The organism is Mucilaginibacter sp. KACC 22063, assembly GCF_028736115.1.
GTDB lineage: Bacteria > Bacteroidota > Bacteroidia > Sphingobacteriales > Sphingobacteriaceae > Mucilaginibacter.
The window spans coordinates 439,373-454,535 of record NZ_CP117877.1 but is presented as its reverse complement, the minus strand read 5'-3'; the positions used below and the strand labels follow the sequence as shown (position 1 = coordinate 454,535).

Annotated in this window: 9 protein-coding genes; 1 reads left to right on the top strand and 8 read right to left on the bottom strand. The window is 41.7% G+C overall.

Annotated elements, in window-relative coordinates; all coding sequences use genetic code 11:
* The first annotated feature begins 149 nt into the window (after nt 1–149).
* Nucleotides 150–3,746, top strand: coding sequence for a family 43 glycosylhydrolase (locus tag PQ461_RS02035; protein ID WP_274207965.1), 3,597 nt, complete (start codon nt 150–152; stop codon nt 3,744–3,746).
* Nucleotides 3,747–3,983: 237 nt separating this feature from the next.
* Here PQ461_RS02035 and PQ461_RS02030 read toward each other — a convergent pair whose 3' ends face one another.
* The 8 genes from PQ461_RS02030 to PQ461_RS01995 all read right to left on the bottom strand — a co-directional run bounded on the left by PQ461_RS02030 (nt 3,984) and on the right by PQ461_RS01995 (nt 15,162).
* Nucleotides 3,984–4,349 (bottom strand): hypothetical protein, encoded by a 366-nt coding sequence (locus PQ461_RS02030; RefSeq protein WP_274207964.1) that lies wholly within the window; start codon nt 4,347–4,349, stop codon nt 3,984–3,986.
* 833 nt (nt 4,350–5,182) lie between these two features.
* The gene (locus PQ461_RS02025) at nt 5,183–6,817 is read right to left on the bottom strand and encodes a protein-disulfide reductase DsbD family protein (protein WP_274207963.1); all 1,635 of its coding nucleotides are present in this window, start codon (nt 6,815–6,817) and stop codon (nt 5,183–5,185) included.
* Nucleotides 6,818–6,865: 48 nt separating this feature from the next.
* Nucleotides 6,866–9,700: a M16 family metallopeptidase gene (locus tag PQ461_RS02020; protein WP_274207962.1), complete on the bottom strand. Its 2,835-nt coding sequence runs from the start codon at nt 9,698–9,700 to the stop codon at nt 6,866–6,868.
* Nucleotides 9,701–9,824: 124 nt separating this feature from the next.
* Nucleotides 9,825–10,274, bottom strand: a complete 450-nt coding sequence (locus PQ461_RS02015) for a protein-disulfide reductase DsbD domain-containing protein (protein WP_274207961.1) — start codon at nt 10,272–10,274, stop codon at nt 9,825–9,827.
* A 22-nt stretch (nt 10,275–10,296) separates the two neighbouring features.
* The gene (locus tag PQ461_RS02010; protein WP_274207960.1) at nt 10,297–11,211 is read right to left on the bottom strand and encodes an alpha/beta hydrolase family protein; all 915 of its coding nucleotides are present in this window, start codon (nt 11,209–11,211) and stop codon (nt 10,297–10,299) included.
* A gap of 173 nt (nt 11,212–11,384) precedes the next feature.
* The gene (locus tag PQ461_RS02005; RefSeq protein ID WP_274207959.1) at nt 11,385–13,406 is read right to left on the bottom strand and encodes a TlpA family protein disulfide reductase; all 2,022 of its coding nucleotides are present in this window, start codon (nt 13,404–13,406) and stop codon (nt 11,385–11,387) included.
* Between the two features lie 85 nt (nt 13,407–13,491).
* On the bottom strand, nt 13,492–13,653 hold the full coding sequence (locus PQ461_RS02000) for a hypothetical protein (protein ID WP_274207958.1): 162 nt from the start codon (nt 13,651–13,653) through the stop codon (nt 13,492–13,494).
* 96 nt (nt 13,654–13,749) lie between these two features.
* Nucleotides 13,750–15,162, bottom strand: a complete 1,413-nt coding sequence (locus PQ461_RS01995; protein WP_274207957.1) for a RagB/SusD family nutrient uptake outer membrane protein — start codon at nt 15,160–15,162, stop codon at nt 13,750–13,752.
* Nucleotide 15,163: the final 1 nt, after the last annotated feature.

Sequence of the window (15,163 nt, the reverse complement as noted above, 5' to 3'; positions counted from 1 at the left end):
TTCCTTAATGATCGAACTTTTCCTTTCGATATGTTAATTATGTTTCGAGTGAAGTATAGGCGGAAGTTCAAACTTGTAAACGAACTTAATTTCATCCTCTTAAAACCGACATATTCCTGTACAGCAAGGTTCTTTAAATATTAAACTTTATGCTTCAATTTTTTTTAAAGTTAATAACCACGCTTGGTGTTACCGCAGTTTCGCTGACAGGTTTTTGCCAGAAAAATACTGTTACATCAGCAGGTAACGGAAACCCCATTATTCCCGGGTATTTTGCAGACCCCACAGTAAGAAAATTTGGTGATACGTTTTACATCTACGCAACAACTGATGGCAATGGCGGCGGCCACGGCCCATCGCAGGTGTGGACATCAAAAGATTTTGTTAACTGGCAAATGAAGGATATGAATTGGCCTACATCCAATTATTTTTGGGCCCCTGATGTTATCAGCGGAAACGACCATAAATATTACATGTACTATTGCCAGCCGGTTGATATTTATGGTGCATCAGCAACGTCACCGACTGGCCCATGGACACCGTTGCTCCCTGACGGAAAACCAATAATTCCCAACTACTTTATCCCTGGTGTTATTACGCTTGACGGACAAACATTTAAAGACGACGATGGGAAAATTTATATGTTTTGGGGCACTTGGGGCATTTTGCCTGACCATGGTTGCGGTGTTGGACTGTTGAACCCGGATATGCATACTTTTTCAAAAACAGCTAAAATTTCAAGTTCCATTGCTAAAGAATTTTTTGAAGCGCCCTTTATGTTTAAAAGAAAGGGCATTTACTACCTAACTTATTCGTCTGATTATTGCGAGAATGAATCATACCGTGTTCAATATGCAATGAGCAAAACAGGTCCAATGGGCCCCTTTATTTTTGGCAAAAACAATCCTGTCTTAAGTACGAGCGACGACGGCACTGTGCATGGTCCCGGACATGAATCGGTTATCCAGGTAGGAAGCGATTTTTATATGATTTATCACCGCCATAACAACCCGCACTCCAACGGGGGATACCACAGGCAGGTTTGCGCTGATAAGATTAATTTTGATGCCGAAGGAAATATCGAAAAACTTATTCCTACTCATAAAGGTGTTGGCTTACTTGGTAAAAGCGCTATAAAAGCTATTAATCTTGCTTATAAAAAAACTGCTACGGCATCTTCATTTTATAATGATAACTACCAGCCTTCGTTTGCCACAGATGATAATAACGGCACCCTTTGGAGGCCTTCCCATAACGATAGCAATCCGGCGTGGTTGAAGATTGATTTGGGGGAGATTAAAAAAATAAAGCAGGTGCTTACACAATTTGAGTATGCTACATGGTATTATCAGTATAAAATAGAAGTGTCGGCTAATGGCCTGAAATGGGACTTGTTTACAGACAAAACACATAACCAGCAGCATGGATCACCTATGATTGATAATGGTAATGTTAAAGCGAGGTATGTGAGATTAACAATAACAGGAACTGAGTATCCTGGCCTTTTCAAATCCATTTGGAATATAAAAATATATAGTGATGAGGTAATTCAGGATGAATCCGGTCACTTAAAAACAACTGGAGTGCCTGATTCAACCAGACAGAAAGGTCTCTTGGTAAGCTTTGATGCGGATAGTTTACAACAAGGGCAATCTGTCCCTGAATTTAGTAATAAAGGCTTATTAGGCGGAGCCTTCCTTGCCGGTGTGAATGCTCCCTATGTAGATATTATCAAAGGAAAAAAGGCATTGGTATTTAATGGCAGCCAACGTTTCGAATCTACCATGAAAGTTCCACGTACCTTATGCGGCAATAATAGTTATACGGTTGCATATACCATTTATAGTTCTGAATTGTTAAACGAAAATCCTGTTTTAAGCTGGACGGCAGACGAATCACAACACCGCGGGGCTATTTTTGGTTATGGTGTAAACAGGGATTTTGGCGTAGCCCAGCACTTTGGCGTTTCTGATTTTCCATTTGCAGCAATGCCGTCAGCAGCAACGTGGCATCAAATTGTAGTTACTTATGACGGTGTTTTTGAAAAGGTGTTTGTTGATGGCGTTTTAAATAATAAAGAAAATAAAATGCTTTTCATGCAGCCTGCAGAGAAAATCTTTTTTGGATCTAAAACCAATAAGTCATTATTCCTGAATGCCGCGGTCGCCTCATTAAAGGTTTACGATATTGCACTTCCTGATTCTCTCGTAAGTGAATTATCTAATGTCAAGAATCATAATAACATTCCGGTATTCCTTGATGCAGGTAAACTAAACTATGGCAAACTCTCTGAATGGGTAAATGATGGGAGTTTTGTCGAAAAATTTGTAGCCTCTGGCGATGCTAAGCCGATAGTTAAGGATATTGGCGGGAAGATTGCCGTGGCGTTTTCCGGTTCGGAAAATTTTGACTTTTACAAGTTAACACAAGATACAACTGGAGATCATAGCTTTATAATAAGTGTCTTTTTGCCCGATCCTGTAAAATATAGCAGGACCAAATCTTATAGAAATAAGTTGGATAGTTGGGTGCGTGATCACGAAAGCATGGCAGGAAAATGGCACTTGCTGGTCAGAACAAAAAAAGGCGGCGAATTAACCGATTTTATGGACGGCTCTAAAGTGATAGCGAATGCTCAATTCAATTACGTTTTTAAAACCCTGTTTTCTAAAAACAGCAGAGGCAATGGCTTTAAAGGTGCTTTAAGTACACTGACTTGCCTTAATCAATCGCTGACGCCGGGCGAAGCTGGGCGTATAACTGATATTTGGTTTAGAAACTTTTACCCTGTTATTTTGAAAACACCTGATTTTATTACGCCTCCACATGCGGTATCGCCTACTTGGATTGAAATGACTGCCGCCGCCCATGCAGGAGAAAATAATAATCTGCAATATTATTTCCAGGACGAGCATGCGAGTACCCAGGAGGGGACATGGAGCAGCGACCCGCATTATACAGACTTCAACGCTGTTCCAGATCATATTTATTCCTATCGCTTCAAAGTAAAGGACAATTTCGGCAATGTTTCCCGATTTTCTGCTGCCCACTCGGTCAGCACATCGGAAGCGCACATTGGCCTAACAAACTTTGATTTTTCAACGAAAGCGGATACAGCAGCTATCGCTGCTCGCAATAGAGATTGGAGTGGCTTAACAGGAGCGCACCAGGGGGGAGCATGTGGCAGCGTCTATTTTACTGATAAGTTGCTTACACTGAAATCGAAAGGGTCAAATTGGGATGGTAACTCACCGTCTGGACCATTTATTTATAAAATGATTTTCGGTGATTTTATAGCGGAGACAGAGATTGCAGATCTGAGCGGATATCAAGAACGAATTGTAAAGGGCAATAATGATGCAGGTTTAATGGTGCGCAAGCCGAAAACAAATGCAGACGAAAACATTCCGGAAGCCCTGTTGCAAAACAGCATATTACCAGCCTGGAATTGTGGCAATCTTTTTACCAATTTTCAATCAGGAGAACGTTTGCAAACCAATACCCGGAGCGGCTGGAACTTTAGCAAGTATTTACAGATCCAAAGGTCCGGTAATACCTTTTTCATCAGGCTTAGCGCGGATGGTAAAAGTTGGAAGGATATGCCGGGAAGCCCAGTCAAGCGTGACGATCTCAACGGCCTTCCCTTACAGGTTGGGCTATTTCAAAGCACCTACGGCCCCCAGGAAGGCTTCGTCACATTTAGATGTTTTAAAATTATACAGGAGAAAAAATCGAGCTCCAAATAATGTTTTCCGATTTTGTATTTAATGATTAAGGTAAATCCTTATTATTTGAAAAATATAAAATGCATCGTAGTAACAGCACTATAACCAACCGCTCTTTCAAGCCAATTAACAATACCCTGTGCAATGTATGTTTTGGCTTCAGGAATTTTTATAACCAGTAAAGTTGCAGCTTCGTTATTGAAAGATTCTTCAAAAATAAATGTCACGCCATCGATCACTTCCTTGCCTGGTACCTGTTCATGTGCCGGTTTGTTCAGTGATTTCGCAATGATACCGCCGAATTGCTTTTGCCGCTGTGTCTTTAAGAAAAACTTCCATAAATTCTCCTTCAAATATCACGAGCATGCCATCGGGCTGTTCGTTAAAGTGCCACTGACGCTGTTGGGCCGGTGGTAAGAGCAAAGCTACAGGGCCCTCAAGTTCCAGCCGGGCATCTTCCAGTAAAATGTGCCCGGTTACTTTTATAAAGAAAAACATATCATAAAAAGAGGTGGCATGGATCTCTTTCAATGCTAAACCCCGGTGTAAAATTTCAGCTATGCTAAAACAATCAATGAGTAACTCTTTGCCATATTTATTTTTATCAAAATCGAATTGGATCATCTGTGAAGCAATAAAGATTCGTTAATTTAAGAAATGAATTTAATGAACAACAAAAGCCCATAAAGGCTGATAGGAATAGATTGGTGACTATCGCTAATTTCCTATAAATAATGAATAAAATATTGCGTGGGAATATCGCGAAACACATTTCGCTCTCCGTTGCAAAATACAGGATTATGAAAGCCACTCCAGTTTCACAAAAGCCTTTAAGCAATATCACGGCGTTAAGACTTTTGAACGGCGGGCATATACCCTCAAAGACTATCAGGCTGCAAACTCGGATCTTTCTGGACACAAACTTGGATGCCCAGTAAAAGTAATGGCGGAAAACACAAGGAATTGGGCAGATGATGCATTATAGTTTGATATGCCACTTTTTGCATCCAAAGGCGTACAGCCTACAGTGCAATATTTAGTAAATTTTTGGCTGAAAATGTAAACTTTATAATTGTTTTAATCGTCACTTCGGGGTAACAAGGCAAATACTAGCACTGGATTCAAGTGGTGAATGGAAAATGTTGCAACCGAAAAGAATCCCCTACTTGCAAAAACCTGTTCAAATAAGTCACAAAAATTATTTTTGAAATGATTATCTAATACGATGGGATATTTCGGAATCGTTGATCAATTTATTCCGGAAATAACTACAAGGCGTTCCAATACCTTTGTCATGCTACCATCCTGAATACATTTTTAATTTTATACTCATCAACGTAATAGATGGCTAATGTACACGGAACAGCATGTTCAATCATGCCAAAATATCCACGCTGCCAATGCTCAGGTGGATTTCACCTTTTCAATGGTGATTCCTACCTTATTAAAATAAAAAACTATTTACGCTGAAACGCATTCAACCCGCTGTCAAGAAATTTAATAAACTCTTGCACGTCGAAATTCGCACCTTGCGGACTGACCAAAGTAGTTTCCGATTTGGGATCGAGTAATACATAGAAAGGCTGAGAATTGGCATGAAATCTTGTAATCTGCAGATCGCTCCACTTGTTTCCAATCGATTTTATTTGTCGGCCGCTTGCTGAAATTGTTTGCTCTTTCAGTCCCAAATCCGTTTTGTCATCAACATACAATTGGATAAGTACATAATCATGGTTTATCCGTTTTGAAACCTCTTCATCCGGCCATATATTGGCTTCCATTTTACGGCAGTTGACACAAGCATGGCCTGTAAAATCAATCATTACCGGCTTTTTTACTTTTTTCGCATAAGCTATGCCTTCATCATAATCAAAAAACGGATCGAAACCTTTTGGCTTATCAAAAAGTGCTGCATATTTATGGACCCCACTTGACGGGGGCTCGGCAGTATGGCTACTATAAACATTCGACAAATCGAAATCCTGCGTAGCCATTGGCGGCAAGAATGCGCTAATTGATTTTAATGGTGCTCCCCAAAGGCCCGGGACCATATACATTGTAAATGACAATACGATAACTGCCAGGAACAATCTTGGAACGGATATATATTGTACGGGGCTGTCGTGATTGAAATTTAATTTGCCTAACAAATATAGCCCCATCAAAGCAAATATAACGATCCACAAAGCTAGAAAGAGCTCCCGATCAAACCAATGCCAGTGATAAGCGAGATCGACATTCGATAAGAACTTCAGCGACAGGGCGAGTTCCAGAAATCCAAGTGTCACTTTTACGCTATTTAACCAGCCCCCGGACTTAGGCAGAGAGTTTAGCCATTGCGGAAACATGGCAAACAATGCAAAAGGAATAGCCAGTGCTAAAGAAAAGCCAAGCATCCCAATAGCGGGTCCCAGTAAAGCGCCGCTTGTAGCTGTTTGCACCAATAAGTAACCGATAATCGGGCCGGTGCAAGAGAATGAAACGAGAGCCAGGGTAGCCGCCATAAAAAACAAGCCTATCATGCCGGTAGATGATGACTTTTCGTCCATTTTATTTACCCAGGAATTAGGTAAGGTGATTTCAAATGCGCCCAGAAAAGACGCGGCAAATACCACAATCAGTAGAAAGAATGCGAAATTGAATACGCCATTTGTCGACAAACTGTTTAATGCATCCGCTCCGAAAATAATGGTCACGATCAGCCCGAGCAAAACGTAGATGACCATTATCGATAATCCGTAGAGTAATGCCCTACTGACGGCGGATAATTTGCCACCGGAACTTTTAGTAAAATAGCTAACCGTTAACGGCAACATTGGAAATATGCAGGGCATCAGCAAGGCCGCGAAGCCACCTGCCAATCCTGCCAAAAATATCGCCCATAAAGTTTGCTGGCCATCTTTTGTGTTGTTAGTTTTAAGCGAGATTTTATTCACAGCTTTACCCACGCCGTTTTGTGTTATTCCGGTGGCGGCACCGGGTGATTTAATTTCGGTAAATGTGACGCCGCTCGTATCAGCTTTCCCCTGCGCATATAAAATTTTTACGGTTAGCAGTATGCCCGTTATTAAAAGAATTATTAGCTTTTTCATACTATCTGGCTCGGAAGGATATTTTCGTTCTATGGAATGGATACTTAACTATTGAAATGTTTCAGGATTTAAGATAAATTGTTGAAGATTTTCGCCGCTCATAAATTTTTTTGCCGCTTTTTGTAAAGCATCCTGGTTGAGGTTTTGAATAGCGGGTACAATTTGATTCACTTCGGTAAGACTTTCGTTGTTACTTAACTGGCGTAAAAGGTAACTTAACCAATAGCCATCTGTTTTCAAGCGCACTTCATTGTTACGTAATGTTTCAGCCTTGAATTTTTCAAGATCTAGCGAGGAAACCCCTTTTACTTTTAACCCTTCTATTTCCTCCAACGTGGCTTTTATCAGTTTATCAGTATTCTGAGGCGCACAGGTGAAATTGATGGTAATCGTGTACCTGGATGACGGATATTTAGAGAAAATGGCTCTTGCATCTGGCGTATATACGCCACCTTCCGATTTCCTCAACCTCTCCAGCAGCCTGAACTCGAGAATAGAACCCAAAGCCTGCAACTGCAGGTTATTAGCCAGGGAATAGTCGTAATTACCGCTGAATACCAGCTTTACCTCAGATTTAGCCTCCTTTCCCTGCGTAATAATATGTGTCGATTTTCCCGGTGGTATAGTTATATGTAAGTCTCTAAAATTGTTTGTAGAAGCGGTATCCGAAGGTAGGCTGCCGAGGTACAATTCACAGTATTTGAGCAAATCTTGCCGATTGAAATTTCCGACGAAAACAAATGTTTCTCCGTTTGCATTATCAAAGTGATTCCGATAAAATTCCAGTGATTTATTCAGATCAATGCTGGATACGTCCTTTACCGTAGGAGCCATTCGTCTGATGTTATAGTTGCCCAATATTGCGTTGACTGTGTCCGAGAAAACAGCTAATGGATCATTGTGCCTGTTCGACGCTGCAATTTTAGCATTGGCGATTATATTTTTAAAAATGATGGTATCTGCTCTGGGCTTAATATGATATTGGTAAATCAGCTGCAAAGCTGTTTTCATATCTTCCGCGCCAAAGCTTCCGCTAAAACCCTCATAAAGTTCATTCATATAAGGAGATACAGATACCTTTTTACCGGCCAGTAACTTCCCTAACTGGTTTGCCGTCAGACCGGCTACACCGCCTGCTTTTACGAGCGCTGCGGCGTTCACGGCCGAATAGTAATTTCGGTCGGACGCCAACGAAGTTCCCCCGGATTTATAGGAATAAAACAGCACGCCGTCGTTTTTAAAATCTGTTGGTTTGAAGACTAACCGCACACCATTACCAAGTTTATAAATAGTTGTATTGATATCTTCAACGTTAGACTCGCCGGTTATTTTACCCGGCAGCGGATCTTCTGCCATTAAGCTTTCACTTATCGTATTTTCTTTGAAAGGACTTAGGTTGGATTGTTCAACGGCATCCCGCCAGGTTTTTAAAGTTGCAGCATCTGGTAATTCTTCCCTGGCTTTTTCAGGTCCCGTTACAATCATATCCTGATCCGGGAGCGATAAAAAGGAAGCAATACTACTGTTTACCTCAGCAAGTGATATACCGGGCAAGAAGGTATTGATGAGCTTATATTCAACATCTACACCGGGTGCGGCATCCTGTCTTAAAAAGTAATTCAGGTAGTCTTCCACATAATTTGTTGAATTGGTTTTGTTCTTCTCCTGAACAAATGCTTTTATGCCCGCCAGATATGTCGTTTTCACACGGTATAGCTCGGATGCCGTAAAGCCATAACGGCGTATGCGTTCCAACTCGGTGTAGGCGTTTTTAAAACCTTCGGCGAATTGGTTGGGTTTAAGGGCAACGCTGAAATCAAATACATCCAGACCGGCGACGTAATTACCGCTGATGATGCCGGCTTGGGTATCAGGAAGATCCGGTCGTTGGTTCAATTCGTTGAACCGCGAAGCCAGCAACTGATCAATTAAGCTGCGGACCATTTTTGCGCGGTAGTCTGACGCACTTCTTAGCTTTGGCGACCTGAATTTATAGGCGATCAATATGCGGGGATCCGGGGCTTCAGCATCGGTATACTTCAAAAATTGTTTTTTACCGGTCAAGGGTATGCTTACATGGAATCTTTGCCGCTCATTGCGTGGATTTTTAAGATCGGAAAATAATAAACGGACAGATTTTTCCATTTGAACGGCGTCTATGTCCCCAACCACGATAAGCGCTTGGAGGTCCGGACGATACCATTGATCATAAAAACTTTTGAGCTGGGATGGTTGAAATGTGGTCAGCACCTTTTCGGTGCCGATTGTAGCCCGCCTGCTGTATAGGGCATTGTTAAGTGTTATCGGAAGGCTTTTATCCAATAAACGCTGGTCAAACCCTGACCGCATCCTTTTTTCTTCCAGAATCACGCCACGTTCTTTGTCGATCTCTACTTTTTCCAGTAAAGCACCATGTGCCCAGTCACGCATGATCTGTAATCCGTTTTTTAACAGCGCAGGGTTATCGGATGGTAAGGGTAATTGATAAACGGTCTCGTCAAAATTTGTATAAGCATTCAGATCAGCACCAAAAGTAACCCCCGATTTCTCCAGGTAGCTGATCAGCTCATTTTGGGGATAATGTGTTGTCCCCTTAAAGTTCATATGCTCCATAAAATGGGCAAGACCACGTTGATCTTCATTTTCCAGAAGCGAGCCGACCTTATTGACTAAATAAAACACAACCCTTTTTTCCGGCGTGGTATTATGGCGGATGAAATAGGTGAAACCATTCGCTAATTTGCCGGTTTTTACCGTTGAGTCCAATGGTAATAAAGCTGTCAAATGTTCTGGTTTGGAGGTTTGCTGGCCATACAGGTTAGCTTTTAAGAAAAAGCTTAACAAAAACAAAGGCAGGTATGCCTTTTTCAATTTTAAATGCATGAATAAAAATAATGGCGACCTGCCTTTACAGGTCGCCGGTTAACTATTAACTGACTATAAAGAACAAAAGGCGAATTAAAATACCAGCCCCTTACGCAGTACAGCTGAGTTCCTGATCTGCTACCTAATTTACCCGCACGGTAAATGCGGCATCGTCCGGAGGTAAACACTTTTCATCGTTGCAGGTCATATAATGTATATTTCCTTTAACGGTGACAGGGCCATTTGTTTTCAGCTTTATTTTTTGCTGAAAAATTACCTCATCGGCAAAATAACTGATCTCCATATTGAACACTTTTTCAAATTTCGTGACCGGCGCTGGCTCTTCTGTTTTACCATTTAACTGGAACTTTTTTGAAGGCTCAAAGGTAATGGTCGTCTTAACCGGCCCGCCTTTTTGAAGGGTCTGCGAGTAAACATGCCAACCCTTATCCATGGTTGCCTTGATGAATATAACGGCCTCTTTATCGTTCAGCCGTTTTGCTGCATAACTCCAGTGAACCGGTGTAAGTATCTGGCCTCTGACAAAACCCGCAGCGCACACGAGCAGCATCAGGATAATTAACTTTTTCATAGTTTATTGTCGAATTTTATAATTAATTGAAGCGTTTTTTAATCCATGCGGTAATAATATTCAATGCTTCGTGAGAAAAATCACTTTTAATCTCTGCGTATTCAGCCGTCGTGCATTTCACGCAAGGCAGGAACAAATGATTTAGGCCAGGCATCGTATAGGTGGTCACATCCGTATTACCACCGGCTGTCGGGAATTTTTTCCAGTTATCCAGGTTCTCTTTGTAAGCAACCATCAGGTCTTTATCCCCATTTAAAGCGAGGATTGGCACCTTTATTTTAGACATGGTATTTTGCGCGTTATACTTCAGGAAGTAACGATACCATGGGCCAACGGCAGATTTCGACCAGCTGTAGATCGGATACCGAAAATGATCAAACTTCACGTTTAAGGTACTGAAGTATATACTGTCTTTCTTTTTCCAAACGTCGTAGGCCTCATTGAGCTTAGCTTCCATGTTGGTAGAATCTGCGTATTTATGCGCAACGGCGAACATCAGAGTGTTCACGTCGTTGTAACGCTTTTTATCATAATCAGGAATTGGTGCAGTATTTACGATATCTTCATTTTGCTTGAGCAGCGACTCATATCCGTTCATAGCAAGACCAGAAAGACTTACCAAAAATTTAATTTTACCGGACTTAGCAGCCGCAATAGCGATAGCTGCGCCCCCCTCACTATGGCCGATCAAGCCTATTTTAGCGGTATCAATTTCAGGGCGTGATCTGAGGTAATCAATAGCTGCAATGGCATCGTCCCCAAAATCCCCGGTTGTCGCGGTTTCATATACACCTGTTGTTTGTCCCGTTCCCCGGTCGTCTGTTCGTAAGACGGCGATGCCGCTTTTAGTAAGAGAATCAGCTATTGTTGCAAACTCTTTGTGTCCTGCCATTTCGCCGTCCCTGTTCTGTTTGCCGGTACCCGACACAATTACCACTGTCGGAAAATGCTTCCTACCAACAGGTAAAGTTAGGGTACCCCCGAAAGTGACAGATCGATCCGCATTCTTAAAGGTTACCTGTAGTGTTTCGTATTTAAGGTTATGAGTTTGTGCACTTGCACCAAGGGCAATGAGTGTGCAGAAAACCCCAATCCAAAGTATTTTTAACATTAGTTCTGTTTTTTTGTCAGTTCAATTAATTGTGATATTTCGTCAGATAGCTCTGTTGCACTTCCTTTAAAACCCGAAGTCATATACCTTACTACTCCCTTTTTATCAATAATCAGTTTCAAGGGTACACCGGAAATCTGAAAAGCTTTGGATACCCTTGAAAAAACTTCTCCGGTACCTTTACCTTTCAGCATTGGGTTGTCAAAAAGCACATTAAAGGTATAGCCGTTATCTTTTACATATTGCTGGATCTGTTGTTTATAATCAGCTTCGGTTTCTTCTGTATCAACGAAATAAAAGACCACGCTCGGGTCATTCTTATAACGCTGCACAGCCAGGTTCATTCCCGGGAGTGAGGCTTTGCAGGGAACGCACCAGGTGGCCCAGAAATCCATCACTACTGTTTTGCCTTTTAACGCGGCGAGGCTCACTTTTTTGCCCTTCAAATCTGTCATCGTCCAGTTTACCATCGCTTTATTTATAATGGGAAGTTCTTCCTTATTCAAATTGGATGCCGAGGCATTCTTTAAAGACTGCAGGTACTTATCGAAACCTTCGTCAGATTTATATTTTGCAATATAATTTTGCTTTATCATATCAAGCATCGGTACGGACACCTGGTTTTCGTACATACTTTTAATCAATACGTCATTGACTTCATTGGCATGTCCGGTTTTGTTCAATAAAAAAACATAATCATCATTCAGCGATTCTTTTTTGTACTGTTGAAAAGTTTCCGCTTCTTTTGCGTAGGCTAATCCTTCTTCAAATTTGCCGGCACCTCTACAGATGCTGATATGTTCCAATACCATCGGGGCATAACCTGCGATATAGGCGTTATTAAAGAAATTAAGCCATTCATCCGGGGAGAAATATTGATACTCTTCAGGAATATTGGATTTTATTGTCTGCATACGTTTAAGCATCAACGCTGAGTAAGGATACAGGTAACTATCTTCAACAGATTTCCTGTGGTGGGCGATCTGTACAGTTTTGTAATAAACATTAATTAACGTCAGATAGGACATTTGGTCAATGTATTTGTCAATTACTTTAAAATCGTTATTCCCGATCTGCAATAAGATCACGGTAAGGTAAACGCGGTTATAATCTATGCCGTTCGCCTTATCGAATTCGCGATAAGCGCGGTCATAGGGAAATTTCGCAAGAAAGTCTTCACCCAGTTGTCTTAACTTGCCTTGATCCTTCTGGGCGCTAAACATTTTATACGCCTGTAGTTTGGCGATATAACTGTCGGGATAGCCAATGGCAATTGCATTCGATAGGGAATCAGCCCGTAGGTCCTGCCCAGTATTTTTCAGGATCTGCCAGGCGCGTAGCAGGTCCATTTGCGTTGCACCCTGACGTGTCAGGTAGTTTAAAACTGCGCGGACTTTTGGTGCACTGCTTCCTCCGTAGGCCCTGTACATTGATGTCGCATAGGGTACTGCAAAAGCCGATTTGTACTCCTGCTGATGATTTTGCTCGAGCTCTTTCTGCAGATACATCGAAACCACGGTATCGCTCACGAATTTACCTTGTTTCAGGTATTCAGGTATCTCAAAACCGTACTCAGACGAGCGGAAAAGCCCCCATACAGCCAATGCTCCTTTAGCTGTCCTGGCAGTATCCTCCGGATTCCGTAAAAACTGCGCATATGGTGTCAAAAAGCTAGCTTTTATGCCGGAATTGGTATCTACCGAGTCTCCGGCCATAAATTTAAAAGCGACTAACGCCCAGTTCTTTTCCGTATTGATGGTCGCAGACCACTTGTTTTTTTCGATTGGAGACATTTTCAGGTCGGTTCCATGCCAACCAAAATCAGCATAGTAATAAGCGATTCCCTTTACATTGCTCATGCCTGACAGGGATGTGCCGGATGCATCGTAAGTAATATCAAAGCGCTGCCCGGCGATGACCGTAGCCGGAGATGTTTTCAATTGCTTATACTGGGCCAAAGCAACTGAAATACCAGCCATACTAAAAAACAGGAAAAGAAAATTTACTTTTTTAAGTAACATGATTATAGAAATTATCTGGTTTTGAACTAAATTCTTATTGAATATGAAATGTTATTAGTACATTAATTAGGCTCACGCAAATCTTTTAACCGTTTATCGGTGGACCTAAAGGAGAATCAGTTACATTTGTTGTTTCACTCGGCATAGGATGCTTTGACTGATTTTTAAAAGTTTCAAAATGGTCTGCATTCGCGGCTGAATCCGCCGTAAGAGCCCAAGCGGTAATTAATAAATTAAAGTTCTTCATAGCATAGATTAAAAAAACTGAGTTAAAGTATCTTTGGGACAACCCCAATTAATTATCCCGGCTCGTTGTCAACCGCCAGCCGGGAGTAATCAAATATTAAGGATTCTGAACGATTTCGGGATTAAGGCCAATAACGTAACCGGCAATCTGAAAAGTGTATTTATTACTGTTAGGATCAAGCGTATAAGTTACACCCGCGTAGGTGCGGGTATAAGTTTTCTGAAATTGAGTCTCGCTCTTTAAGCGGCGCATATCCCACCAGCGTAACATCCGGCAAAAAAACTCACGATGACGCTCGTCAATTACCTTTGCCAGGGCGTCGTTAGCACTCGTAGCCGTTAAATCAGCATAGTCTGTTGTTTTGAAACGTTTCTTTCTTAAAGCATTAACCCAGGTCATTGCGCTTCCGGCATCGCCTTTCCGCGCGAAATTTTCAGCTTTAATCAACATCATTTCGGGAACCGATGGGCCAATATTACGTGCTTCTCCTATAGCCATTTCCCTGTAGAAGAACCGGCCGCCTGCAGCAGTATAAGTTGAAGAGATTTTACTTGCCGGACAGGTAAACAGGTTATACCGCTGATCCTTGGTTCCCAATAAATTTAACAGATCGTCACTTAAGCGAAATACGGTGGGCGAATAATTAACGTAGCCATTAACCGGAATTTTGGATAATAAAATCTCCGGATCATTCTTTCTGAGTGGATAATTAGCGGAGCTAACTGCAGTTAAGGGCGCCAAATCATTTAGCGTAGATTTGATGGCCAGCGCGCTGTCCGCATATAATGAAGCGCTTGCATAATCGTTCATATACAAGTAAGTCCTAGCCAATTCCCCGTAGGCAGAGGCCTTTGTCGGAATAGTATTAAATGCTTGGGTGGTTAATAACGCCGGTATTGCCTTTTTAAGATCTGCAATTATTTGATTATAAATATTTTGCACCGGCGCACGTACCAAAGACTGAACAGTCGTTTCGGTAAGTAACAATGGTACGCCAGGGTCTGAAGCCGAAGTAGCAGCATTATACGGCTTGGCATAACTGTTAACTAACATCAAATAAGCGTCTGCGCGGTGTACTAAAGCTTCGGCTAACAGCTCAGCCTTCTGCGCATCTGTGCCGCCGGTACTGGTCGGCACCTCTGTGGTAACGGTGTTACAATACAAAATGGTATTGTACATGGCATTCCACTCTGCATCGTTATAATAGGTACTGGTTACCGGATAAGCAGCTTGCCAAGTATAACTTAACGGGAACCAAGCATAATAAGCACCGTAGGATACAAACTGTTGTTGCTGGGTACTACCATCGATAATATTTACATCGTCTGATGCTACATCGCCCATTCGGGTTCCAAGCTCATAGGCAGAAGTATTATTGAGCAGATAGCGGTAGTTCGTAATATCACCAGGTGTCAACTGTCCCTGTGTTTTGATATCTACATATTTCTGGCATCCGGCAAGTAACGCTGCAACCATTGCAATTAAAGTAAATTGATATAATGATTTCATG

Coding starts and splice junctions, on each gene's coding strand:
- PQ461_RS02015 (WP_274207961.1), bottom strand. CDS start 10,274: ATGAAAAAGTTAATTATCCTGATGCTGCTCGTGTGCGCTGCGGGTTTT.
- PQ461_RS01995 (WP_274207957.1), bottom strand. CDS start 15,162: ATGAAATCATTATATCAATTTACTTTAATTGCAATGGTTGCAGCGTTA.
- PQ461_RS02025 (WP_274207963.1), bottom strand. CDS start 6,817: ATGAAAAAGCTAATAATTCTTTTAATAACGGGCATACTGCTAACCGTA.
- PQ461_RS02030 (WP_274207964.1), bottom strand. CDS start 4,349: ATGATCCAATTCGATTTTGATAAAAATAAATATGGCAAAGAGTTACTC.
- PQ461_RS02000 (WP_274207958.1), bottom strand. CDS start 13,653: ATGAAGAACTTTAATTTATTAATTACCGCTTGGGCTCTTACGGCGGAT.
- PQ461_RS02035 (WP_274207965.1), top strand. CDS start 150: ATGCTTCAATTTTTTTTAAAGTTAATAACCACGCTTGGTGTTACCGCA.
- PQ461_RS02020 (WP_274207962.1), bottom strand. CDS start 9,700: ATGCATTTAAAATTGAAAAAGGCATACCTGCCTTTGTTTTTGTTAAGC.
- PQ461_RS02005 (WP_274207959.1), bottom strand. CDS start 13,406: ATGTTACTTAAAAAAGTAAATTTTCTTTTCCTGTTTTTTAGTATGGCT.